This is a genomic window from Glaciecola sp. MF2-115 (assembly GCF_047250385.1).
Taxonomy (GTDB): domain Bacteria; phylum Pseudomonadota; class Gammaproteobacteria; order Enterobacterales; family Alteromonadaceae; genus Glaciecola.
In genome coordinates, this window is sequence record NZ_JBLBVM010000056.1 from 554,466 (window position 1) to 577,347 (window position 22,882).

At 42.0% G+C, this 22,882-nt stretch carries 22 protein-coding genes and 2 tRNA genes; 4 read left to right on the forward strand and 20 right to left on the reverse strand.

Annotated elements, in window-relative coordinates; genetic code table 11:
- Nucleotides 1–28: 28 nt before the first annotated feature.
- Complete coding sequence (locus tag ACKLNX_RS17630) at nt 29–1,159, reverse strand: S-(hydroxymethyl)glutathione dehydrogenase/class III alcohol dehydrogenase (protein ID WP_411695374.1); 1,131 nt, start codon at nt 1,157–1,159, stop codon at nt 29–31.
- 211 nt (nt 1,160–1,370) lie between these two features.
- Between ACKLNX_RS17630 and ACKLNX_RS17635 the strand changes: the two genes are divergently transcribed.
- On the forward strand, nt 1,371–2,243 hold the full coding sequence (locus ACKLNX_RS17635; protein ID WP_411695375.1) for a LysR substrate-binding domain-containing protein: 873 nt from the start codon (nt 1,371–1,373) through the stop codon (nt 2,241–2,243).
- Between the two features lie 99 nt (nt 2,244–2,342).
- On the opposite strand, the gene ACKLNX_RS17640 is transcribed toward ACKLNX_RS17635, so the two are convergent.
- From ACKLNX_RS17640 to ACKLNX_RS17730, 19 genes are all read right to left on the reverse strand, one after another.
- A complete protein-coding gene (locus ACKLNX_RS17640; protein ID WP_412973329.1) occupies nt 2,343–3,236 on the reverse strand; it encodes a PEP-CTERM sorting domain-containing protein in 894 nt (297 codons plus the stop codon).
- Between the two features lie 375 nt (nt 3,237–3,611).
- Nucleotides 3,612–3,701: transfer RNA gene (locus tag ACKLNX_RS17645), tRNA-Ser, on the reverse strand.
- A gap of 48 nt (nt 3,702–3,749) precedes the next feature.
- Nucleotides 3,750–4,808 carry a quinolinate synthase NadA gene (gene nadA, locus ACKLNX_RS17650; protein WP_412973330.1) on the reverse strand — a complete coding sequence of 353 codons (1,059 nt, stop codon included), beginning with the start codon at nt 4,806–4,808 and terminating at the stop codon, nt 3,750–3,752.
- A gap of 156 nt (nt 4,809–4,964) precedes the next feature.
- Nucleotides 4,965–5,040 (reverse strand) — tRNA-Lys (locus tag ACKLNX_RS17655).
- Nucleotides 5,041–5,184: 144 nt separating this feature from the next.
- Nucleotides 5,185–6,015: a tol-pal system protein YbgF gene (ybgF, locus tag ACKLNX_RS17660; RefSeq protein WP_412973331.1), complete on the reverse strand. Its 831-nt coding sequence runs from the start codon at nt 6,013–6,015 to the stop codon at nt 5,185–5,187.
- A gap of 5 nt (nt 6,016–6,020) precedes the next feature.
- A complete protein-coding gene (gene pal / locus ACKLNX_RS17665) occupies nt 6,021–6,596 on the reverse strand; it encodes a peptidoglycan-associated lipoprotein Pal (protein ID WP_412973332.1) in 576 nt (191 codons plus the stop codon).
- Nucleotides 6,597–6,628: 32 nt separating this feature from the next.
- Entirely contained in the window at nt 6,629–8,011 is a 1,383-nt protein-coding gene (gene tolB / locus ACKLNX_RS17670; protein WP_412973333.1) for a Tol-Pal system beta propeller repeat protein TolB, read from the reverse strand.
- Between the two features lie 115 nt (nt 8,012–8,126).
- Nucleotides 8,127–8,975 (reverse strand): cell envelope integrity protein TolA, encoded by an 849-nt coding sequence (tolA, locus tag ACKLNX_RS17675; protein ID WP_412973334.1) that lies wholly within the window; start codon nt 8,973–8,975, stop codon nt 8,127–8,129.
- Nucleotides 8,976–8,978: 3 nt separating this feature from the next.
- A complete protein-coding gene (gene tolR / locus ACKLNX_RS17680) occupies nt 8,979–9,401 on the reverse strand; it encodes a protein TolR (protein ID WP_411695382.1) in 423 nt (140 codons plus the stop codon).
- 33 nt (nt 9,402–9,434) lie between these two features.
- Nucleotides 9,435–10,127 (reverse strand): protein TolQ, encoded by a 693-nt coding sequence (gene tolQ / locus ACKLNX_RS17685; protein ID WP_411695383.1) that lies wholly within the window; start codon nt 10,125–10,127, stop codon nt 9,435–9,437.
- A complete protein-coding gene (gene ybgC / locus ACKLNX_RS17690; RefSeq protein ID WP_412973335.1) occupies nt 10,117–10,575 on the reverse strand; it encodes a tol-pal system-associated acyl-CoA thioesterase in 459 nt (152 codons plus the stop codon). Before ybgC ends, tolQ begins: the two co-directional genes overlap by 11 nt.
- A gap of 625 nt (nt 10,576–11,200) precedes the next feature.
- Nucleotides 11,201–12,211 (reverse strand): Holliday junction branch migration DNA helicase RuvB, encoded by a 1,011-nt coding sequence (gene ruvB, locus ACKLNX_RS17695; protein WP_411695385.1) that lies wholly within the window; start codon nt 12,209–12,211, stop codon nt 11,201–11,203.
- 47 nt (nt 12,212–12,258) lie between these two features.
- Nucleotides 12,259–12,891: a Holliday junction branch migration protein RuvA gene (gene ruvA, locus ACKLNX_RS17700; protein ID WP_412973336.1), complete on the reverse strand. Its 633-nt coding sequence runs from the start codon at nt 12,889–12,891 to the stop codon at nt 12,259–12,261.
- Nucleotides 12,892–12,911: 20 nt separating this feature from the next.
- Nucleotides 12,912–13,448, reverse strand: coding sequence for a crossover junction endodeoxyribonuclease RuvC (gene ruvC, locus ACKLNX_RS17705; RefSeq protein WP_411695387.1), 537 nt, complete (start codon nt 13,446–13,448; stop codon nt 12,912–12,914).
- Between the two features lie 3 nt (nt 13,449–13,451).
- Nucleotides 13,452–13,886: a dihydroneopterin triphosphate diphosphatase gene (gene nudB / locus ACKLNX_RS17710; protein WP_412973337.1), complete on the reverse strand. Its 435-nt coding sequence runs from the start codon at nt 13,884–13,886 to the stop codon at nt 13,452–13,454.
- Nucleotides 13,887–13,889: 3 nt separating this feature from the next.
- On the reverse strand, nt 13,890–15,689 hold the full coding sequence (gene aspS, locus ACKLNX_RS17715; protein WP_412973338.1) for an aspartate--tRNA ligase: 1,800 nt from the start codon (nt 15,687–15,689) through the stop codon (nt 13,890–13,892).
- A 266-nt stretch (nt 15,690–15,955) separates the two neighbouring features.
- On the reverse strand, nt 15,956–17,056 hold the full coding sequence (locus ACKLNX_RS17720; RefSeq protein WP_412973339.1) for an ABC transporter ATP-binding protein: 1,101 nt from the start codon (nt 17,054–17,056) through the stop codon (nt 15,956–15,958).
- The gene (locus ACKLNX_RS17725; protein ID WP_412973340.1) at nt 17,049–18,692 is read right to left on the reverse strand and encodes an ABC transporter permease; all 1,644 of its coding nucleotides are present in this window, start codon (nt 18,690–18,692) and stop codon (nt 17,049–17,051) included. The genes ACKLNX_RS17720 and ACKLNX_RS17725 overlap by 8 nt, the downstream gene beginning before the upstream one ends.
- Nucleotides 18,693–18,696: 4 nt before the next feature.
- A complete protein-coding gene (locus ACKLNX_RS17730; protein WP_412973341.1) occupies nt 18,697–19,716 on the reverse strand; it encodes a Fe(3+) ABC transporter substrate-binding protein in 1,020 nt (339 codons plus the stop codon).
- A gap of 172 nt (nt 19,717–19,888) precedes the next feature.
- Between ACKLNX_RS17730 and yciH the strand changes: the two genes are divergently transcribed.
- The 3 genes from yciH to pheA all read left to right on the forward strand — a co-directional run bounded on the left by yciH (nt 19,889) and on the right by pheA (nt 22,418).
- The gene (gene yciH / locus ACKLNX_RS17735) at nt 19,889–20,212 is read left to right on the forward strand and encodes a stress response translation initiation inhibitor YciH (protein WP_411695393.1); all 324 of its coding nucleotides are present in this window, start codon (nt 19,889–19,891) and stop codon (nt 20,210–20,212) included.
- A gap of 23 nt (nt 20,213–20,235) precedes the next feature.
- Nucleotides 20,236–21,042: a response regulator gene (locus ACKLNX_RS17740; protein ID WP_412973342.1), complete on the forward strand. Its 807-nt coding sequence runs from the start codon at nt 20,236–20,238 to the stop codon at nt 21,040–21,042.
- Between the two features lie 194 nt (nt 21,043–21,236).
- A complete protein-coding gene (gene pheA, locus ACKLNX_RS17745; protein WP_412973343.1) occupies nt 21,237–22,418 on the forward strand; it encodes a prephenate dehydratase in 1,182 nt (393 codons plus the stop codon).
- Nucleotides 22,419–22,882: the final 464 nt, after the last annotated feature.

A 22,882-nucleotide genomic window follows, 5' to 3' on the forward strand; every position in this document is an offset into this window, starting at 1 on the left:
AAGCACGCTAATGCTAGAGCCCAAATTTCTACTTATCGAAATGAATGACAGAACGAATGCTTTCGCCTTGATGCATCAAATCAAAGGACTCATTGATGTCCTCTAGCGCCATTGTGTGCGTAATAAAATCACTTAATTTGAATTCGCCCGCCATATAACGTTCTACATAGTCTGGTAACTCAGAGCGGCCTTTAACGCCACCAAATGCCGAACCGCGCCACACGCGACCAGTTACTAACTGGAACGGGCGAGTTGATATTTCTTGTCCAGCGCCAGCGACACCTATGATGATTGATTCGCCCCAACCTTTGTGACAACACTCAAGAGCTGAACGCATTAGATTCACGTTACCGACACATTCGAAAGAATAATCGACACCGCCATCGGTAAGTTCTACGATGACTTCTTGAATCGGCTTGTCGTAATCTTTTGGATTGATAAAATCAGTCGCGCCCAGCTTTTTAGCCAACTCAAATTTACTTTCATTGATGTCGATTGCAATGATGCGACTTGCTTTCGCCATTGTCGCGCCGATAACCGCTGATAAACCGATACCGCCAAGGCCAAAGATAGCAACTGTTGCACCCTCTTCCACCTTCGCTGTATTCATCACAGCACCCATTCCTGTAGTGACACCGCAACCTAACAAACACACTTCTTCTAAAGGCGCTTCTTTATTTACTTTGGCTAATGATATCTCGGGAAGAACTGTGTATTCAGAGAAGGTCGAGCAGCCCATGTAATGAAATATTGGTTTACCATCTTTATAGAATCGCGTTGTACCATCAGGCATTAAACCTTTGCCTTGGGTTTCACGAATTTTCTGACAAAGATTGGTTTTGCCTGATAAACAGAACTTACATTCACCGCATTCGGGCGTGTAAAGTGGAATGACATGATCCCCCACTTCTACACTTGTCACGCCTTCGCCGACTTGTTGAACAATACCACCGCCCTCGTGGCCTAATATAACTGGAAAAATGCCCTCAGGATCTTCGCCTGATAGAGTGAACGCGTCTGTATGACACACGCCCGAAGCGATAACTTTAATGAGCACCTCACCTTTACGAGGTAACATTACGTCAACTTCTTCAATAGATAATGGCTGTTTAGGCCCCCAAGCAATAGCGGCTTTTGATTTAATAAACTTATCTTTCATTCTTAATTTTTACCTAGTAATTGAGGAGCTATCTAACAAGCTAATTATGCTGTTACGTCATGAGTTTAGTATTAGTTTACGAATTTTTACACTTTGCTGTAAGTAGTACTAAACTCGCTGCTTTTTTACACTATGATTTCAATTATAGTTATTTCTCATAAATTGATAATATGCTATTTTGTCAAATCTCTTTTACACAATGGTAACAATAATGCAGTGGGATGGAATAAGCGAGTTTGTTTTTGTTGCTGAAAATGAGAGCTTTACGCTAGCCTCAAAGAAAATGGCGATTTCGACTGCCCAGGTAAGTCGCCAGATCAGCGCATTAGAAAAGCGACTCAATACAAAATTGTTTTACAGGACCACCCGCAAAGTGTCTTTAACCGAAGAAGGTCGTGTATTTTATCAGCATTGCAGAGGGGTGCTAGATGGCTTAGATGCCGCAGAGCGCGCCATTACAAATTTACAATCGAAGCCACAAGGTAAAATAAAACTCACTGCACCGGTAACTTATGGTGAACAACAAATCCTACCCTTAGTGAATAGTTTTATGCAGCAATACGGTGATATTGAAGTGAATGCATTTTTAAGCAATCAAACATTGGATTTGATTGAGGATGGTTATGATTTAGCGATCCGCCTTGGCAAACTGCGTGATTCATCGATGATGGCAAAAAAACTAGGGACTAGAACCAATTATGTTTGTGCATCGCCCGCATACTTGAAAGTGCATGGTATTCCCCATTCTTTGTCGGAGTTAAATAAACACAGTTGTTTACTCGGCACTTTAGATTACTGGCACTTTCGCGGTGAAGGCAAAGAAACCAACATTCGAGTAACAGGAAAACTGCGCTATAACAGTGGCCTAGGCTTGGTAGATGCAGCCCTAAAAGGACTCGGTATTGTGCAACTGCCCGATTATTATGTGCAAGAGCATATTGAAAGTGGCGCATTGATTACTTTATTGGATAACTACCGAGAGCCCGATGAGGGAATTTGGGCCGTTTATCCGCATAATAGGCATTTGTCGCCGAAGGTTAGGTTGTTGGTGGATTATTTGGTTGAGGGTTTGGGGGGTAGCTAGCTTCTTATGTTTTAGATGGTTTAGTTTATAGAACTTTTTCTTGTTCATAAAAAAACATCAACAAAATTGTTGATGTTTTTCAATGTAATTATGTAGTTCTTATTTTGTGAGCTTCTTACGGCTGAAAACGAGCCCGATCAAACACAGTCCTAGCAATGCAAGAGCTTGAGGTTCCGGTATATCGGCCACTGAGTATTCAACATAAACAAGGCCATTGGCACCGTTACCGCCCGCAACTCGCGCCCCAGAAACTTGACCGTTATATCCTCCAGCACCGCCACCTGCGCCATAGCCCGCTCCACCTTTACCACTCCATGATTGAGCACCATCTCCAGCATTCGGTCCTGTACCATTAACTAAAATACCGCCAGCGCCACCGCCGCCAGCATGTGTACCAGTTCCACCAGCACCACCAGCGCCAGCTGACAAAATGTTATCTAAAAACCTTGCTAATGTTGCTGAGTAATCACCTGTTCCAAAACCAATAGGCATTGAATTACCAGATACGCAAGATTGGCCATTGCTGCCCAAAGAGCCACCAGCGCCACCTTGAGAACCTGCATTACATGCAGCACCACCACCGGAGCTACCATTGTGTCCGCCTCGGTTTATTCCGCTAACTACGCCACCACCATTAGCCACCAATAAACCACCGAAAGAAGAGGCCGTTCCAGCCGTTAAGCCAATAATACTATTTCCATTTGGGTCAGTTTGAGCGCCAGACCCACCGGTGCCAACGACAACGGCATACATATCTCCTGGGTTAACTAAAAAATTTCCAGAAGCAATATAACCAGCTCCACCTCCACCTTGGTGGCCGTTAGCACCGCCTCCGCCGCCACCAATTGCGAGTATATTTAATGTAGTTACCGTTGATGGCACTGTGAAGGTTTGATCTGCTGTTATGACAAAACTAATTATACCTGCATACGCAGATGACGCTGTAAACGCCATCGAAAATGCTACCACTTTGAGGCAGTTAGTAATTTTCATAGGTCCTCTCATTTGTTTGTTGTTTTGAGTTTGTGATCATTGTCACCAACCCACTGATTATTAATTAGGTTTATTTTATCCATTAATACCTGTAAGCAAGACAGCAAGAACCTAGCCAAAAATTAATTAGTTATTATTTTCAGATATTTAAAAAAAATATACGTACTTTAATATAGATTGTGTAAAAAAACCTGACAATGATTCTGGGCTTGCAGCGTTTCTCATCCTGCGTTTTTGTAAAGGCACATTTGTAAGCAATTGATATAGAAACGGCTCGTTCATTTAGGCTCTAAAGCTGTGTTTTTTTTATAGCAGAGTGAGTTTTTAAGTTAGGATACAAAAAAGCCCCGAATATACGGGGCTTCAGTGATTATCTGGCGGAGAGAGAGGGATTCGAACCCTCGTTAGGTTTAACCCTAAACACACTTTCCAGGCGTGCGCCTTCAGCCACTCAGCCACCTCTCCAATGGGCGCGTATAGTAAGTAAAAGCTTGGCAGCTTTCAAGTACTGATTTACGCATTTCCTTTCAATTGCATATTTAACTCGGCAGCAAAGCCAAGCATTCTATCTAAGGGTACTAAAGCGCGTTGGCGCAATGATTCATCAACGAAAATTTCTTTTCCTTCATGATTCAGTAATGCGTCTCTCATCGCTTCTAAGCCGTTCATTGCCATCCATGGGCAAAGAGCGCAACTTCTGCATGTTGCTCCGTTACCGGCTGTCGGAGCTTCGATAAACTCCTTGTTCGGTGACAACTGCTGCATCTTGTAAAAAATGCCTTTATCAGTAGCAACAATAAACTTCTGATTAGGAAGGTCTTGCGATGCTTTTATCAATTGAGAAGTAGAACCAACCGCATCTGCTATTTCAACCACACTAGCTGGCGATTCAGGGTGCACAAGTACTGCTGCATCTGGGTGCAAATGCTTCGCTTTTAGTAAAGCTTGGGCAGAAAACTCATCATGCACAATACACTCACCATTCCACATCAGCATTTCTGCACCGGTTTGTTTTTGAATATAGGCGCCTAAATGACGATCAGGGCCCCAAATTATCTTTTTACCTTGGCTGTCGAGGTGCTCGACAATCTCTAGTGCAATGCTTGAAGTCACTACCCAATCTGCCCTCGCCTTTACTGCTGCTGAGGTATTGGCGTAAACCACCACTGTATGGTCTGGATGTGCATCACAAAAAGCAGAAAACTCTTTCTCTGGACAGCCTAAGTCTAATGAGCAATTTGCTTCCAGGGTTGGCATGATCACAGTCTTTTCTGGGCTTAGAATTTTTGCAGTTTCACCCATGAATTTAACGCCAGCAACCAACAAGGTTTTTTGTTCTGCGTCACGACCGAAACGTGCCATTTCAAGTGAATCGGAAATGCAGCCACCGGTTTCTTCCGCTAAGGCTTGGATAACAGGATCGGTATAGTAATGCGCAACTAACACGGCATTCTTTTGCTGAAGAAGTATTTTGATTTCTGATTTCAATTGCTCAGCATAATCCGAAGTGATCGGAATAGGTTTTGCTGGGAATGGATAAGAAATACGTTCTGCTTGTACTGCGTTGGTCATATGCGATGTAAGTAATTTGTTGTCGTTTGCGTAGTATAACGCAGTGCAATACAAAGGTCACAAGTTGCAGCAATAAATTTTATAAGACAGGCTTGGGTTTTAGTGCGAAATTATGTTTTTTGAAATTTGGATGTAACTGAAGATAACAGAAAGAAGTGGTGGGTCGTGCTGGATTCGAACCAGCGACCAATTGATTAAAAGTCAACTGCTCTACCAGCTGAGCTAACGACCCCAATTGCGTTTCTTGCGTTGCGTATCTACCTCAACGGCGGCATATAATACTGAAATCGAAACGCGGTGCAACCTTTAAATGCAATTTATTTAATTTAATTAAAAAACTGCATGTAAAGTGAGCAAAAAGCCCATAGTTTAAAAACTACAAGCTTTTTAATTGCTCATTTGCCAAACGACTTGGTGTTGAATCAGGATATTCAGCAACAACCTGTTCAAACAATCGTTTCGCTTTTGCCTTATTACTGACCGATTTTTCGACCATGCCAAGCTTCAAAATTGCATCTGCACGTTTCGGTGATTCAGCAAAATTATTCACTACGCTTTCAAATTGCTTTCTTGCGCCATCCCAATCTTGTTTATTAAACAAGAGTTGACCTAACCAATAATGTGCATTGTCGGTGTAACTCGAACTTGGGAAATTGCTTAAAAAAGTTTGAAAAGCCGGAATAGCTTCGTCGTAATTGCGATCTTTGAGGATCAAGTTTACTGCTGACTGATAAGCCTGCTCTTCAGACTGACCCGCTGGCACTGTCGCTTGAGTATTTGTTGCAACGACACCGACGGAGTTACCTACCGACGCTGTTTGTTGTGACAAGTTAGAAAAACGATTCTCTAGTTCAAGATACAATTCACGTTGGCGCTCTAAGATCTGCTCTAATTGGTGGTTATGCAGTTCAATTGAACCTCTTAACTCATCAACGTCAGACTGCAGAGTATCAAGTTGCTGTTGCACACGTTGCTGCGCTTCTACACGACTCTTGTCTTTACGCTCCAAAATAAGCAAGCGTGACTCGACATCCGATGGCGTTGCAATAAGCGGTGGCGTTGTATTTTGAGCTGTAACCGTTTGCGTGCTAGCTGTTTGTGTCTGATTAGCTTGTTTTGGGTCGTTTAAATCGACAACAGGCGCTTGAGCAAAAGCCCAAGCGCCTGTAAAACTAATTAGACCAACTGTAATAATTGGTTTTATCATAGTGCTTACTGATAAACCACAACACCACGACGGTTTTGAGCAAATGCGTACTCAGATCCGCCTTGAACTGCTGGTTTTTCTTCACCGTAAGAAACTACTGATACTTGTGACGAGCTAACGCCAGCGTTCATTAGGTAAGTTTCTACAGATTTAGCACGACGCTCACCCAAAGCAATGTTGTATTCTGGCGTACCACGGTTATCCGTGTGACCTTCGATTACAATTGACTGACCAGGGTTTTTCACTAGGAATGCAGCGTGCATATCTAATACTGAGTGGAAGTCAGATTTAATTGAAGCTCTGTCGAAGTCAAAATATACGACGTTTTGATTCATCAACTTCGATTTTTCTTCTTCTTTAAGATCTTGAAGTCTCTTCATTTCTGCTGCTTTAGCAAGCTCAACGCGTTTTGCTTCAGCTTCTGCTGCTGCTTTTGCGTCTGCAGCTTGTTGTGCTGCAACTTCAGCTGCACGATTCGCTTCTGCTTCTATTTCAGCTTCTGTTGGACCAGATTTACATGCCGCAAGTGTAACTAAAGGCAGAACAATCATTAGTGTTTTAAGTGTGTTTTTGTTGAACATACAAGTTCCTTATTATATTTTAAAAATTCTAACTACAGTAAAAACGGCGACCAACTAGGAGATTTAACCTCCCCATCAGCCACTGGTTCTTTAAACGAGAAGCGCCCATCGAGAGAAACCCATGCCAAAGCAGGTTTTCCATTCTCCAACACGCTGTATATTATCATACTTCCATTCGGGGAAATACTAGGCGACTCGTCCAGATAAGTATTTGTCAGCACCAACATGTCACCGTTTGTTAAATCTTGTTTAGCTATATGATAATCGCCTCTTGTGCGATTTACGATAACTAATTGCGAATTATCGGGCGTAACCGCTCCCCCTAAATTCATTTCACCTTCAAAAGTCATTCGCTTCTTACGGTTAGTTGCTAAATTTACTCGATAAATCTGCGGTTTACCACCCCGTTCAGACGTAAATATTAAGCTTTTTCCATCTGGTGTCCACGAGGGCTCTGTGTCGATAGAACGATTTCGTGTAATTCGCGTTAAATTTCGCGTTTGTAAATCCATCACATAAATTTCTGGGTTCCCGTCCTTAGACAGCACCATTGCTAGTCTTCGCCCATCTGGCGAGAAACTTGGCGAACCATTTATTCCCGGAAAATCAGTTAAACGAGTACGACTCGTCGTGTAAATATCCTGTAAATAAATTTGCGAGCGTTTATTCTCAAAACTCACATATGCCAGAGTGTTGCCATCTGGCGACCATGTTGGCGACATTAAAGGCTCTGGTGAAGACAACAAAGTCGTTGGATTAACATTATCGTAATCAGCAATCACCAATCTAAATGGTTTTGGGTTCGTATCACGATCTAAGACTTTTACATACGCAATCCGCGTTAAAAAAGCACCTTTTTCACCCGTCAATTTTTCATACACAATATCACTAATGATGTGCGCGTATTGCCTGAAGTCAGCACCATCAATTGTTTTAGTGCGTTTTTCAATAACATGATCACGAGTCATCACTAGTTGGCCATTCACTAATGATTTTGCTTGGCCGCCTGTTGCTTGGGCACGTAAAACGTCAATTAGTTCAAATGTCACTTGATACTTATTTAAACCCGTTGTTTCAACACTACCTACGACCAGCATGTCGATGCCTTTTTCTGCCCATGCTTTGTAGTCAATTTCACTGTCTGTGGTTGGGAATTGCGGCATCATTGACAGTTTTAAAGGATTAAACTTACCACTGCGCTGTAAGTCTGATTTCACTACATCACTGACGTTTTCAGGCAAGGTTGAATTACCAATGTATTTAAAAGGTACTACACCAATTGGGCGCGCAGAATCAACGCCGCCGGTAATAATGATCTCGGTTGTCGCTGCATTTGCATGAGCACCGATAAAAAGTAAAGCCACAGCCGCGATACGAAGCTGTGTTCTTGCTAATTTGAGTATCCAAGTCGACATAAATTTAGATAGTCCCGTTGTCGTTAAAAGTGGTTAAAATTAATTGTTATTAGTTTGTCTATTATTTTAAATCTTTGTCTTTTATTCATTCTCACATAGTCAATTTCATGCGAAGCTATTCATTTACCCATACTAAGGTGACATCTCTTAGTTTATCATTCACGTCCTTATCCTTTGGCATAGGCAAGGTGCCAGCTCTTAGTGCCGCCGACCTAAGAGTCAAGCACAGTGAATCATCTCCTGTACCTACCGCATCTAATACCAAACCATTGGCAGCAATGCGCATTTGCAATCGACATGATTTACCCGCAACACTGCCTGTTTGAATAAGGTTTTGCTCAATACGCGCTCTTATCTTACTGATTGCAATTTCTAGTTCAGATAAGATTTGGCGTTGCCTACGTTCATTTCGTTCAGCTTGCTCGGCTTGCATTTGTTCTTGCATCGCTCGGTCTTGTGCTGCGCGTTCTTCAGCTAATTTTTCTTGGCGAATTTTTTCTAAACGTTCCTGTTCAGCTTTCTCTTTAGCTAAGCGTGCTTGCTCTTGCAATTCGCGCTCTCTACGCTCATTTTCTTCTTTTTTCTTTTTATCATCCGCTGCTTTTTTACGCTTTGCTTTTTCTGCGTCTTCACGCTCTTGTTTTTTACGCTGCAATTCTTTACGTTTATTGGCTGCATCTAGCTCACGCTTTCTTTTCGCTGCGGCTTCTGCTTGTTCTTTTTCACGCTTATTTTGCGCCAACACATTACTGTCGATAAACGTGGCTTCAATAATGACCGGCGCTTGCGTATCTTTATTTCCTATCGCCAAATCCACCGGCTTGGCTGTGAATTTAAAGCTCACCAGCAATGACACTAGTATAAATAGATGCACAGCACCGGAAATCAAAAATGATTTTTGCTTTATTGTCAGCGGCTTTTTCACTTTCTTGTCGCTTGGCGAAGGTTTGTTTTCAGCACTCATTAACTAGACTTTATTCGGATCTGTCATTAAGCCTACCGACGGCGCGCCAGCGCTTTGCAACAACACCATCAACTCAACTACTTTTTCATAGCTGACTTTGCCATCACCATTCACCACAACAGGTATTGTCGGTGTTTGTGCCAACTTAGCCTGAACAAGCGTAGCAACATCAGCGCCTGTTAATTCGTCATCAGGGTTGTCGCCAATGTTTAAAAAATACTGCCCTGCTGCGTTAATGGATACTATCAACATGTCATCTTCGTCTGTCTCAATCGTTTTAGCGTCTGCTTTAGGCAAATCAACTTTCACACCTTGAGTAACAGCCGTTGCGGTTGCCATGAAAATCACCAATAACACGAGCATCACGTCGATATATGGCACAACGTTAATTTCTGATACGGGCTTTCTGCGTTTTCTAATAAACATGATTTTCGTCCTTATTCAGACAATAAGCTGAGCTTACTGAACCTGTTGATTCGAGGACGCCATATTCTGACGGTTTAAGATAGCTGAAAACTCTTCCATAAAGTTACCGTAGGCATTCTCAAGCTTTTCAACGCGGTTGCTGAAACGGTTGTAAGCGACAACGGCTGGGATAGCAGCAAATAAGCCTATCGCCGTTGCAATAAGTGCTTCTGCAATACCTGGAGCAACCATCGCCAATGTGGCTTGTTTTACTTGACCCAGCGCGATAAAGGAATTCATGATCCCCCACACGGTTCCGAGTAAGCCTACATAGGGAGAAATTGAACCTACCGTAGCTAAGAATGGTAATCGGGCTTCAAGTTCATCAACTTCACGAGACATCGTGACGCGCATAGCGCGATACGTGCCGTCCATAATTGCTTCACTTAAGGCTCCTGACGTTTTGCGCAGGCGCACATATTCTTTAAAGCCCGAGCAAAAAATAAGCGGTAAGCCAGTCAGGTTAGAACGAGCGGATAGCTCTTGATAAAGTTTGTTTAAGTCGGCACCGGACCAAAACTTATCTTCAAAGGTTGTCATTTCCTTTGTTGCCGCTTTTAGGACAGCATTTCTTTGAAAAATGTATGCCCATGAAACGATCGATACGGTTATCAACAACAGCATTATAAATTGCACAACAATACTTGCTTCTAAAAACAAGTTAAGGATGGAGATTTCAGACGTCACTTTTTATTTCCCTTAATATAAAGTCAGGTATAGCGATGGGTTTCATTTTTCCCAAATCGACACAAGCTACTCTGACCTCAGCGCTAACAAGTAGTTCTCTTTCGCTACTCGTTGTAGTTATATTATTATTTTTATTGGCAGAATCATTCACACGATAAGCGTGCTGTTGAAACAGCATACTTGCCTTCTTTAATTCTACTACTTGGCAGCTAATACTCAACATATCATTGAACAAAGCAGCCTTACTATTTTTCATAGTTAGGTCTTTGACGACAAAACCGATGGATTGTTCCAATAAACTTTGCTGTTCTATGCCTAAATTTCTTAACCACTCAGTTCTTGCTCGCTCCATGAACTTAAGATAGTTAGTATGGTAGACAATACCACCAGCATCAGTATCTTCATAATAAACACGTATAGGTATGGAAAAAGGTTCAGTTCTGGTCAAAAATCAACTCCTTTTAGCTTAGATTTTGTATAGCAAAATATCATTCATTATAAATTCAGTAAGTACGAACTTTGTTGGATACTCTGCGAAGAGCAGACAGGTTAAGTGATTATTTTAACATTTAATAAACAATTACAAGAAATCAACATTAGAAAAACTAATCTATATCAAAAATTTTTCTCGTTTGATGTCTCATCCGATCAGTCTATAATACACGTACTTAAATAGTTCCTACACATTAGTTGTGTTGCTTTATTTATGTTCCCTGAAAACGGTTTTTTCCGTATTACTTGTTGTTTTGCCCACGCTTTGCGTGGGCTTTTTTTTGTCTAAAATTTACCGCAAAGGCAATTATCTCCCACAACATCATCTAAAATTAAAGACATAGTGCGATATACACAGCAGATTCCTGCCTTCCCATAATGCTGTTCGGTTGAGCATAAACTTGGTCATTCCGTCGAAGGACGGAATCTCCTTGGAACACAATGATTTGCTTTAAAAACAACCCTTAAACCTAATTTTCTGGGTTCCAAGGAGATTCCTGACGCCTCAGGAATGACGGTCGATGTCTTAAACGAACAGTATTATGCCTTCGCAAGAATGACGCAGTACTCAGTAGATAAAATCAATCTCGCTTAGGCAGCGTTAAACCAAAGTGCAAATAAGCATGTTGAGTTGCGATACGACCGCGCGGAGTGCGCTGTAAAAAGCCTTGTTGAATAAGGTAGGGCTCAATGACATCTTCAATCGTTTCTTTTTCTTCGCCTATTGCAGCGGCAATGTTATCCAAACCTACAGGGCCGCCCATGAACTTCTCAATGATGGCTAGCAATAATTTTCGATCCATAAAATCAAAACCCTGATTATCTACATCAAGCATATTTAACGCTTTACCTGCGATATCAGCGTTAATGTTACCGTCGGCTTTAATTTCTGCGTAATCTCTAACTCTGCGCAACAGGCGGTTAGCAATACGTGGCGTGCCTCGTGAGCGCTTAGCCACTTCAAACGCACCTTCTTTTTCCATTTTCAAATTGAGGTAAGATGCACTGCGCTCAATGATATCGCTCAGATCAGCAACATTATAAAATTCTAATCGCTGAACAATACCAAAGCGATCTCGCAATGGAGAAGTTAAGGAACCCGCTCTTGTGGTTGCGCCAATTAATGTGAAAGGAGGTAAGTCTAATTTGATACTCCGTGCTGCAGGCCCTTCACCAATCATAATATCTAATTGATAGTCTTCCATCGCTGGATATAAGATTTCTTCTACAACAGGGCTTAAACGATGAATTTCATCAATAAACAGCACATCATTTTCTTCAAGATTCGTTAATAAAGCAGCAAGATCACCAGCTTTTTCTAATACAGGGCCTGAAGTAGACTTGATGTTGACGCCCATTTCGTTTGCAACAATATGCGCCAAAGTTGTCTTACCTAAACCTGGAGGACCGAATATAAGTAAGTGATCAAGTGCATCTGTGCGATTTCTGGCAGCCTGAATGAATATTTCCATTTGCTCGCACACATGATCTTGTCCAGTGTAATCACTGAGCATCTTTGGTCGAATGGCGCGATCAATGACTTCATCTTCAGGATCCGCAAGCGCTTGCACTAAACGATCTGCTTCAATCATGATGACTCTCGCTTATTTTTTTATTATTCATCGTCAAACTCATTCTATTACACCATCGCCTTGAGTGATTCTCTAATTGCTTGCTCGCTTGTCATCCCTTCAGTATAAACTTGCTTGATGACTTTTTCGGCTTGAACAGGCTTATATCCTAAGGCTAACAAGGCGCTTAATGCCTCATTCTTAGCGTGGGCATCCCCTTTCAATACGGGTCGTTGAATTTGGTTTGGAGTAACGCTACCTGCTGTACCTGCATCAAAATGAGCATCGGAGCGTGACAGTTTTTCTAACTTGTCTTTTAATTCGACCACTAAACGCTCGGCCGTCTTCTTACCAACACCGGGCAACTTAACGAGGTTCGATACATCTTCATGGATCACAGATTGAATGAAATCTTGCGCCGACATTCCCGATAATATTGTGCACGCTAATTTCGGACCAACGCCATTGGCCTTGATTAGCTCACGAAACAAGGCACGTTCAGAAGTATCTGAAAAGCCAAACAACAACTGAGCATCTTCACGCACAACAAAGTGTGTGTAGATTGTCGCGAGTTCACCAATATTCGGAAGTTGATAGAAACTTGTCATCGGCAATTGAATTTCATAAGCCACACCATTCACATCAACTAAGACATCTGGTGGCGTTTTGTCAATTAATATACCCTGAATTCTGCCGATCATTGGATTGCTACCCTGCCTTATTATCTTCTTAAACGACCGCGCACGGTCTTAGAAATTTTGCTTGCTGTTTTGCCCGACATTTTTATCAAGCTTTGTGATGTATGAATATGACATAAAGCGACAGCCAATGCATCAGCGGCGTCAGCTTGGGGCGTTGCATTTAGTTTTAAAATGCTAGTTACCATATGTTGCACTTGAGCCTTGTCAGCCCCACCCGTTCCCACTACCGATTGTTTAATTTGTCTTGCTGAATACTCTGCCACCGGCAAGTCAAAGTTGGTAGCGGCAACAATCGCAGCACCGCGAGCTTGGCCTAGTTTAAGTGCTGAATCAGGATTTTTCGCCATGAATACCTGCTCTATCGCAAATTCATTTGGCGAAAACTGGGTAATAATTTCACTTACGCTGTCAAAAATTTGTTTTAAACGTGTGGAAAGCTCGTCGGAAGTTAAGCGGATACAACCGCTGCCTAAGTAGCTAGCTTTACCCCCAGTGACTTTGATAACGCCGTAACCAGTGATTCTTGAACCAGGATCTATTCCTAAAATAATACTCATGGTTTAATCCGGCACAAATTGCGCAATAGCTTCGCGGTTAGAGTCGGACCAAACACGTTGCATTGCATCTTGTTTACTCGTCCACGAAAAGTCGGTGTGTTCCGTTAGGGTAATAGGTGAGCCAGAGGGAACTTGCACACTAAACACATATTCATTGTTAAATTTAGTACCAGAGGGATAACGGTGCAGCCATACTGAACGGATCTTGAACTGGTTTATTCGACGACAGTCTACAATTGGATGTTGTTCTTTGGGTAAAACAATACCGGTTTCTTCGGCTAATTCACGATAAGCAGCGTTCAACGGTGATTCTCCCTGCTCTATTGTGCCCGTCACCGATTGCCAAAAATTGGCGTCATCATCACGCTGCATGATAAGCACTTGGTTGTGTTCATCTCTAATCACAACCAAGACTGACTCAGGACGTTTTAGCTGCATAGGCTAATCGGTGCCTTTTTCTGACTCTTTGCTTTCTGATTTAGCATCTTCTTTCACAACCGTAGCAATAGATAACTCAGCTAATTGTGCTGGATTTGCGAAACCTGGCGCGTTAGTCAAAGGACATGCAGCTGTTGTGGTTTTCGGGAAGGCCATCACATCGCGAATTGATTCTGCGCCTGTCATTAGCATGACCATTCTGTCTAAACCAAATGCTAAACCAGCATGAGGTGGTGTGCCGTAGCGTAGAGCTTCAAGTAAGAAACCGAACTTCTCATTCGCTTCTTCATCCGTAATGCCTAGCAACTCAAACACTGTTGCTTGCATATCCATGTTATGAATACGAACAGAGCCACCGCCAAGTTCTACACCGTTAAGCACCATGTCGTAAGCATTTGACAATGCCGCAGCAGGATTTGCTTTCAAGGCTTCAATACTGCTATCGCGTGGTGCCGTGAATGGGTGATGTAAGGCATAAAGTTGACCATCAACTTCTTCAAACATTGGGAAATCAACAACCCAAAGAGGTCGCCACTCACCTTCAAGAAGCTCAAAGTCTTCACCCAGTTTCAAGCGTAATGCACCCATAGCATCGGTAACAATTGTTTTACTGTCCGCGCCGAATAACAGGATATCGCCAGTTTGGGCAGCGGTTTTTTCAAGCAATGCCTTAATACTAGCTTCATCAAAAAACTTAAGAATAGGCGATTGCAAACCTTCTAAACCTTGGCTTAAATCATTAACTTTAATCCATGCCAAACCTTTTGCACCGTAAATACCTACAAACTTTCCGTATTCGTCAATTTGCTTGCGAGATAAGCTCGAACCACCTGGCACACGAATAGCCGCTACACGACCTTTATCGTCATTTGCCGGACCACTAAATACTTTGAAGTCGATATCTTTAACGATGTCATCAACGTCTACTAATTCTAATGGGTTACGTAAATCAGGCTTATCACTACCGTAACGCTGCATTGCTTCAGCGTAGCTCATGGTTGGAAACTTGCCTAAATCAACATTCAATAATTTGGTGAATAAACCACGGATCATCTTTTCGGTAATTGCCATTACACCTTCAGCGCCTAAGAAGGTGGTTTCAATATCTATTTGGGTGAATTCAGGCTGACGGTCAGCACGCAAATCTTCATCTCGGAAGCACTTTACGATCTGATAATATTTGTCCATTCCCGACATCATTAACAATTGCTTAAACAACTGCGGTGATTGCGGTAGTGCGAAGAATTGACCTTTGTGTGTGCGACTTGGCACTAAATAATCACGCGCGCCTTCTGGTGTCGCTTTCGTCAAAATAGGCGTTTCAATGTCAAGGAAACCATCATCTTCTAGGAAACGTCTCACTGCGGCAGTAACTTTTGAACGGAATACTAAACGCTGAGTCATCATTGGACGACGCAAATCTAAATAACGGTATTTAAGTCGCTGCTCTTCGGAGTTTTCTTGATTCCAATCGAGTGGCAAAGCTGGTGCACTATTGAAAATAGAAAGTTCTTTTCCTAAAATTTCAATTTCACCCGTTTTCATCTCTTTGTTTACTTGCGATTCTGGACGCAATCTAACTAAACCCGTTATAGCGACACAGAACTCGTTACGAAGTGTGGAAGCAAGTTCGAAGGTTTCAGCCGTATCTGGGTCGATAACAACTTGTACAATGCCTTCACGATCTCGTAAATCAATAAAAATTACGCCGCCCAAATCACGTCTTTTATTCACCCAACCATAAAGTGTGACTTCTTTAGTGGCATAACTTGCATCGATATTTCCACAGTAATCTGTGCGCATAAACTTAATCCCAATAGTGCTATTTTTGTTTTGTAACTTGTAATACTAAGCTTGTTTGAATTTTCACTGCCTACCTTAAAACGGCATCAGGAACTCACAAGCTCAATCTGAATTGTTCAAGCTTCGGTGTTGAAGCTGATGAAAGCGCGAAATTATAAACTAAACAATGGGGATACTAAACGGCTGAATCAAGATATTCGGTAACTAATTAACTTAAAACCTCGCATAATGGAGAATTAAGGACGATTAGCCTAAAATGTTGTGCATCAATTGACCATTGTAAAACAAATGACGTGCTCAACCTCAAGATGTATACCGAAGGACTCACCAATTTTATGATCATGGTGACTTGGCGCTAAACACAATAATTTATCAGCACCGTCGTGCAACCTCAGAGAATATAGTATGTGTGCACCTCGAAACGAACGTCCGACGACCGTGGCTTTCAAAACGCTCTCATCTTGATGTCTTAAGTCATCTGGACGAACTAGCATTTTTGCTGTGTCACCTAAGGCAAACGTATTGTTTTCAAGGTACTCATCAGGAAGGAGGAATCGTCCAAGTTGCGTTTCAAGCCACCATTGTTTTTCACTGCTGGGCTCAATTGACTTATCTGTATCATTTTCATAAGCGACAATTTTTGCTGGAATGAAAACGCCCTCTCCGACAAAATCAGCGATAAATTCGGTTGCCGGTTCGTGGTAAAGGTCATAAGCCGTTCCCCACTGCTTGCATTCGTGATCATGCAAAACACCGATTTTATCCGCCATGGCAAAGGCTTCTGTTTGATCGTGAGTGATCAACAAAGCGGTGATATTTTGCTTCTTAATGATATCTCGAATCTCACTGGACAAACGCTCTCTTAGATCGGGGTCTAAGCTAGAAAACGGTTCATCCAGTAGCAGCAAATCGGGTTTTGGTGCCAGCGCACGAGCAATCGCGACACGTTGCTGCTGTCCACCCGATAATTCATGCGGGTACTTATCTTGCACTTCGCTGAGCCCGACTAAATTAATTGCTTCTTGCGCCAGTTTTAAGGCCTCTGCTTTCGCTAATTTACTTAGTCCGTAAGCCACATTTTTTAAAACCGACATATGTGGAAATAAAGCAAAATCCTGAAACACAACACCTATTCGACGCTGCGCCACTGGCAGTTGTTTTTTCGTATCACTGACAACAGTCCCGTTTACACAGATGTTGCCAGCTTGCACTGACTTGAAACCAGCAATCGCTCGAAGCAAAGTCGTTTTGCCACAACCAGAAGGACCTAAAAAGCAGCCTATTTCGCCCTGCTCTAGTTCAATCGAGATATTTTGCAGTACTTTTTGTTCGCCATAACTGAGCGATAAATCGTTAATTTCAAGCATGTCGTTTTTCTATTCCATCAAGCGTTTTGGTGAGCAATATCACGGGTAATATGCCTACCAACACAATCGTAATTGAGGGCAGCGCTGCGTCAATCAATCGCTCATCCGACGCTAGCTCAAATGCCTTAACTGCTAGCGTGTTGAAGTTAAATGGGCGAAGTACAAGAGTTGCAGGTAATTCTTTGAGTATATCGACAAAGACCAACAGCGATGCACTTAAAAGGCTCGCCTTTAGCAAAGGTATATGGATGCGTTTTAAACGTTGCAAGGGGGAATCGCCTAGCACTATCGAAGCTTCATCCATACTGGGTTTTATACGCTGAATACCGGCTTCAGTATTATTTAACGCAACACTCATAAAGCGAATAGCATAGGCAAAAATAAGCGCAAAAATAGTCCCTGAGAATACTAAGCCCGGCTGCATCTCAAACCAAGCGTTCGTAAAAATATTGAGTTTGATATCAAGCCAGCCAAGAGGCACTAGTACACCAATCGCTATCACTGTGCCCGGAAGCGCATACCCCAAAGACACAAATTGAATAAACCCACTGACTGTCTTTGATGGCTGAAGCCTTTTTGCATAACTGAACAACAACGCCATGCCTACAATCACGACCGCCCCGATACCAGCTAACATCGCAGAATTGAAAGCATATTCAGGGTAATCAGCCAAACTCGATAAATCGGAATAACTTATCGCCCAGCTCGCTAATTGTGCAAATGGAATGATGAAACCGAACGTAACGGGAAGACAACATAGGAACAAGATTAGAGTAGCCACAATGCCTGTTACCGGCTTTGCTTTCGCCGATTCTCCTTGCCTGGAAGAATAATTTTGTGAATCGCGGCGGCTTATTTTTTCGAGCATGATGAGCGCAAAAACAAATAAGCATAAGAAGCCTGATAGCTGAGACGCTGCATTAACATCTCCCATGCCAAACCATGTTCGATAAATCCCTGTGGTAAAAGTGCTAACCCCAAAGTATTCAACAGTGCCAAAGTCAGCCAATGCTTCCATCATAGTTAAAGCCGCGCCGGTCATTATTGCGGGGCGCGCCAAAGGTAAAGCAACTTTTAAGAAATGATTAGTTGGTGAAACTCCGGCCAATTCACTTACTTCACGGTACTTTTGAGATTGTTCAGAGAACGCAGTTCTGGCAAGAATATAAACATAAGGATAAAGCACCAAAGACATTAAAATAATCGCACCGCTGAGCGACCTAACTTCAGGAAACCAATACCCTTGTGCAGAAGCACCTAATGTTTCTCGAATAAATGTTTGGACTGGACCCGCAAAATCGAGCAAACCTGTGTAAGTGTAAGCGATAATATAGGCTGGCATCGCAAGCGGTAAAAGCACTAACCATTGCACTAAACGCCTGCCGTAAAATTGAAAATTAACGATTAACCACGCTAAGTAAGTGCCAAGTAAGGTTGCCCCAAAACCAACACCAAACGCAAGGATTAAACTATTTGTAATATATTTTGGTAATACGGTTGAAGAGAGATGCTGCCATATAGCACTATCCCATGAGAAAAAACTGACAAATATAACGAAAATCGGCAAGCCTAGAAGAAGGCCTGCCGACACCGAATATATAGTAAAGGCTGAGCCTTTAAATGCCGTTTTTATCAATCGATTAACGCCATCCCGCGCTGTCCATCAACATGAGTGCTTTTGCATTGGTTTCACCGACTTTGGTGAGCGATACATCTTGTGCTTTAAACGTGCCCATTGCTTTGAGTGTTTCACTCCATTTTGTACCCACTTTAACTGGATACTCATGGTTTGTTTCTGCATACCAAGCTTGTGCTTCATCAGTTAGCATAAACCGAATTAAGGCTTTTGCTGCATCAACATTTTTCGCGTGTTTAGCTACGCTAACACCTGAAATATTGACATGTGCGCCTATAGACTCTTGATCTGGCCAGAATACGGCAACTTGCTCAGCAACTTTGCGTGTTGCTTCATCGTCGGCGTTCAACATTCCTGCAAGGTAATAAGTATTAGCAATAGCGATATCGCATTCCCCTGCTACTACGGCTTTAATTTGGTCTCTATCTCCACCCTTTGGAGTGCGTGCGAAATTGGCGACTAATCCTTTTGCCCATTCAAGCGTTTTAACTTCTCCTTGGTTTTGGATCATGCCTGAAACCATAGATTGGTTATAAATGTTATTCGAAGATCGAATGCAAATTCGGTTTTTCCATTCTTCGTCAGTCAACGCTTGCATAGTAGATAATGCCTCAGGCTTAACACGATCCTTTGCATACATTATTGGGCGCGCACGTAAGGTTAAAGCTGTCCAATGTGCATCTTCATCACGCAAATATGCAGGCACGTTAGAGAAAATTGTTTCATCTGCATTCACCTGAGTGACGCCAACTTGCTTGGCTCTTACTAAACGTCCAACATCTGTGGTAATTAAAACGTCTGCGGGACTAAACTGCCCTTCAGACTGCATTCTAGAGATCAGCGCATCAGCTCCACCCGTTACCAAGTTAACTTTGATACCAGTAGCTTCTGTAAAATCATCCAAAATAGGTTTTATCAGTGCTTCTTTGCGAGCTGAATAGACGTTGACCTCAGCGCTCAAGCTTTGTGCCGAAAAAATAACTAGCGAGAATAAAACAAACAAACGAGAAATGTATGTCGTCACTTTTTTACCTACCTTCTAGACTTAATTAATAAAGAGTTACATGTTAATTGATAATAGTTCTCAATTGCAACTAGGGATCACAAATATTGATTAAAAAGTGTAAAATAGCTTTGCGAAAGACCATAGGATATACTCTCCGCAATTATTTAGGCTGAAAGTAGCGTTTTATCGAATGAATGATTCAAGATTAGTTTATTCGACCGATACAGGTAGAATAAAACAAGAAAATGAAAGCTTACAAAATACCCCAAAGGGCGATGGCATTGTAAGAATAAGGAAAGAAACTAAAGGACGCAAAGGTAAGGGCATGAGCATTATCGACGGCCTTGAAATGAATGAAGCTGAACTGAAAACATTGTGCAAAGAATTAAAGAAACAATGTGGTTGCGGTGGCGCAGTAAAAGGCTTCAGCATAGAGATTCAAGGTGATATTCGCGATAAACTCAAGCAACTTTTAGAAGCGAAAGGAAAACGCGTTAAACTGGCTGGCGGCTAAGCATTTAAAGAGAAAAATAAACAATGCATCAACTTTCGATATCTGATTTGCACATACTATTGGTCGAACCGTCCGATACACAAAGCAAAATCATTAAAAGTATTCTGTTAGCAGAAGACGTGCAAACGGTTGACGTTGTCAAAACAGTCGAACAAGCAAAGGCATCTATTGAAGCTCACGGAGCAGATATGGTTGTTAGCACAATGTATTTAGCTGATGGAAGTGGCTTAGATATTCTGAAGTTTATTAAAAACGACGAAGCACATGCCTCCATCCCGTTTATGCTTGTAAGCAGTGAAAATAGCATTAGTAAGATTGACGAATTTAAGCAAGCTGGCGTTGCCGCTATTTTGCCAAAACCATTTGAACCGATTCATCTATCCCGCGGACTGAATGCCAGTTTACAATTGCTAAATACCGAAGAAATCGACCTAGATTTATTTGATGTGCAAGATGTGCGAGTCCTAATTGTTGATGATAGCCGTCTAGCCCGCAATCACATTCGCCGTGTACTTGAAGGCATGGGCTTGTCTAAATTTATGGAAGCCGAAAACGGTGCGCTAGCCTTAACCTTATTAAAAGATAATGAATTCGATCTTGTCGTCACCGATTACAACATGCCAGAAATGGATGGCCGAGAATTATCTGAATTCATTCGTTTTAATCCCGCGACAACCCATATTCCGATTATTATGGTGACTTCTGAATCTTCGAGTAGCGCTCATATGGCAAATATTCAGCAAACTGGCGTGAATGCGCTGTGTGATAAACCTTTCGAATCAGACGAAGTAAAATCAATGTTAGTAAGATTATTAGGTTCTGGCAGTTAAAATAGGATACTTAACACCTCAATTCGAATTATTTAGGTAGTTTCTCCTTTTATCCATTGACACTACGCTGGCACTTACATACATTCCCATATAGGGCGTTAGTTCGTATGATTCTGCGCAGCCCCTAACACATGTACCAAATAGCTTTAGTGAGCAAACATTTGGCAAAAAGCGTTTACTCAAAAGGAGCTGAAGTGCCCAAACAAGAACTTGAAGAAATTCGCGAAAAGATTACCTCTCTTGACTCTCAGTTGCTTTCTTTATTAGCGACTCGTCAAGGCTTAACCAATCAAGTAGCCGAAACGAAAGTTAAGAACCATATTCCCGTACGCGATCGAGCGAGAGAAGAGCAGCTGCTAGTCCGCCTGATTAAACAAGGTCAGGAAGTTGGTTTAGACCCGCATTATGTGACTCAGTTATTTCACGTCATTATTGAAGATTCGGTATTAAACCAACAAGCCATGCTTGCTCGCTGGGCGAATCCTGGAAGTGAGAAACCGCTTAATCGAGTGGCGTTTTTAGGTGACAAAGGCTCTTACAGCTACTTAGCAACGCAAAAGTACTTTTCTCGTCGCCCTGGGGAATTGCTTGAAATAGGTTGCCAAAGTTTCGTAGAAATTATCAATAAAGTAGAATCAGGCGAAGCCGACTTTGCGGTTCTACCAATTGAAAACACATCGTCTGGCAGTATTAACGAGGTTTATGACCAACTTCAACACACTCGCCTAAGCATTGTGGGCGAACTCACCCACCCTATTAAACATGCTTTATTGGTTGCTGATGGTGTTGAAGTGAGTAAGATTAAAACTCTGTATGCTCACCCACAAGTATTCGCACAATGCAGTCACTTTTTAGCTGAGTTAGGCAATGTAGAAGTGAAGCCATGCGATAGTACCTCTGCCGCCATGATAATAGTAAATGAACTGCAATCAGGTGAAGTCGCTGCAATTGGCAGTGAAGCTGGCGGCGCTTTATATGGTTTGAAAGCAATCAAGTCGAACTTGGCGAATCAAAAAGAAAACCATAGTCGCTTTATTGTAGTGGCCAGTGAGTCAGTGAAGGTGCCGTTGCAAGTTCCAGCCAAAACCACATTAATCATGTCAACCGTTCAAAAGCCCGGCGCATTAGTCGAAGCATTGTTGGTGTTGAAAGAAAACCAAATAAATATGACCAAATTAGAATCAAGACCAATTACGGGCAATCCGTGGGAAGAAATGTTTTATTTGGATGTTGAAGGTAATATTTCAGATGGCCCAATGCAAAATGCCTTGGAAGCGCTGCGCGGGATGACACGCTATTTCAAAGTGTTGGGCTGTTACCCTGTTGAAGAAGTAAGTCCAACGAAAGTTGCTGCGGTAAGTGCGTTGATGGAATAGTTTATTGTTTATTGTTTAGCGCTGAATTGTATGTTTATGAGTACAACAGGTGAATAAAATACCTGTTACACGTCATTCCTATGAAGGTATAATACTGTTCGTTTAAGGTTCAAAAGCCCTTCGTCTTTACTGCGAAGGCAGTAATCTCCGTCTAATTACACAATGCTAAGATTGAGAAATTCAGTAAATTTGCTTAAACGAACAGTATTTTTCGAAGGCTGGAGCCCCTTAAATAACGTGATGAACTCAAAAAAAGTAAGTTTTTCAGCTGGTTAAAAAGCTGAATATTTAATATTTTCGGTAATTTGGGAGGTTCCTGCATTCGCACTGAGGGCTCCCCAAAAATTTGAAAAACATAGTGGATTGTGATCTTATTATTTTCGCCAAAAAACAAATAAGAGATCCACTATGTTTAAGACACAATATTGCCATACTTTATTAAAATCGTCTTTCGAAAATTTAAA

What these genes read in the sequence shown, in the direction of transcription:
- ACKLNX_RS17630 (WP_411695374.1), bottom strand. Translation starts at nt 1,159, where the DNA reads ATGAAAGATAAGTTTATTAAATCAAAAGCCGCTATTGCTTGGGGGCCT.
- ACKLNX_RS17635 (WP_411695375.1), top strand. Translation starts at nt 1,371, where the DNA reads ATGCAGTGGGATGGAATAAGCGAGTTTGTTTTTGTTGCTGAAAATGAG.
- ACKLNX_RS17640 (WP_412973329.1), bottom strand. Translation starts at nt 3,236, where the DNA reads ATGAAAATTACTAACTGCCTCAAAGTGGTAGCATTTTCGATGGCGTTT.
- nadA (WP_412973330.1), bottom strand. Translation starts at nt 4,808, where the DNA reads ATGACCAACGCAGTACAAGCAGAACGTATTTCTTATCCATTCCCAGCA.
- ybgF (WP_412973331.1), bottom strand. Translation starts at nt 6,015, where the DNA reads ATGATAAAACCAATTATTACAGTTGGTCTAATTAGTTTTACAGGCGCT.
- pal (WP_412973332.1), bottom strand. Translation starts at nt 6,596, where the DNA reads ATGTTCAACAAAAACACACTTAAAACACTAATGATTGTTCTGCCTTTA.
- tolB (WP_412973333.1), bottom strand. Translation starts at nt 8,011, where the DNA reads ATGTCGACTTGGATACTCAAATTAGCAAGAACACAGCTTCGTATCGCG.
- tolA (WP_412973334.1), bottom strand. Translation starts at nt 8,975, where the DNA reads ATGAGTGCTGAAAACAAACCTTCGCCAAGCGACAAGAAAGTGAAAAAG.
- tolR (WP_411695382.1), bottom strand. Translation starts at nt 9,401, where the DNA reads ATGTTTATTAGAAAACGCAGAAAGCCCGTATCAGAAATTAACGTTGTG.
- ruvB (WP_411695385.1), bottom strand. Translation starts at nt 12,211, where the DNA reads ATGATTGAAGCAGATCGTTTAGTGCAAGCGCTTGCGGATCCTGAAGAT.
- ruvA (WP_412973336.1), bottom strand. Translation starts at nt 12,891, where the DNA reads ATGATCGGCAGAATTCAGGGTATATTAATTGACAAAACGCCACCAGAT.
- ruvC (WP_411695387.1), bottom strand. Translation starts at nt 13,448, where the DNA reads ATGAGTATTATTTTAGGAATAGATCCTGGTTCAAGAATCACTGGTTAC.
- nudB (WP_412973337.1), bottom strand. Translation starts at nt 13,886, where the DNA reads ATGCAGCTAAAACGTCCTGAGTCAGTCTTGGTTGTGATTAGAGATGAA.
- aspS (WP_412973338.1), bottom strand. Translation starts at nt 15,689, where the DNA reads ATGCGCACAGATTACTGTGGAAATATCGATGCAAGTTATGCCACTAAA.
- ACKLNX_RS17720 (WP_412973339.1), bottom strand. Translation starts at nt 17,056, where the DNA reads ATGCTTGAAATTAACGATTTATCGCTCAGTTATGGCGAACAAAAAGTA.
- yciH (WP_411695393.1), top strand. Translation starts at nt 19,889, where the DNA reads ATGAATGATTCAAGATTAGTTTATTCGACCGATACAGGTAGAATAAAA.
- ACKLNX_RS17740 (WP_412973342.1), top strand. Translation starts at nt 20,236, where the DNA reads ATGCATCAACTTTCGATATCTGATTTGCACATACTATTGGTCGAACCG.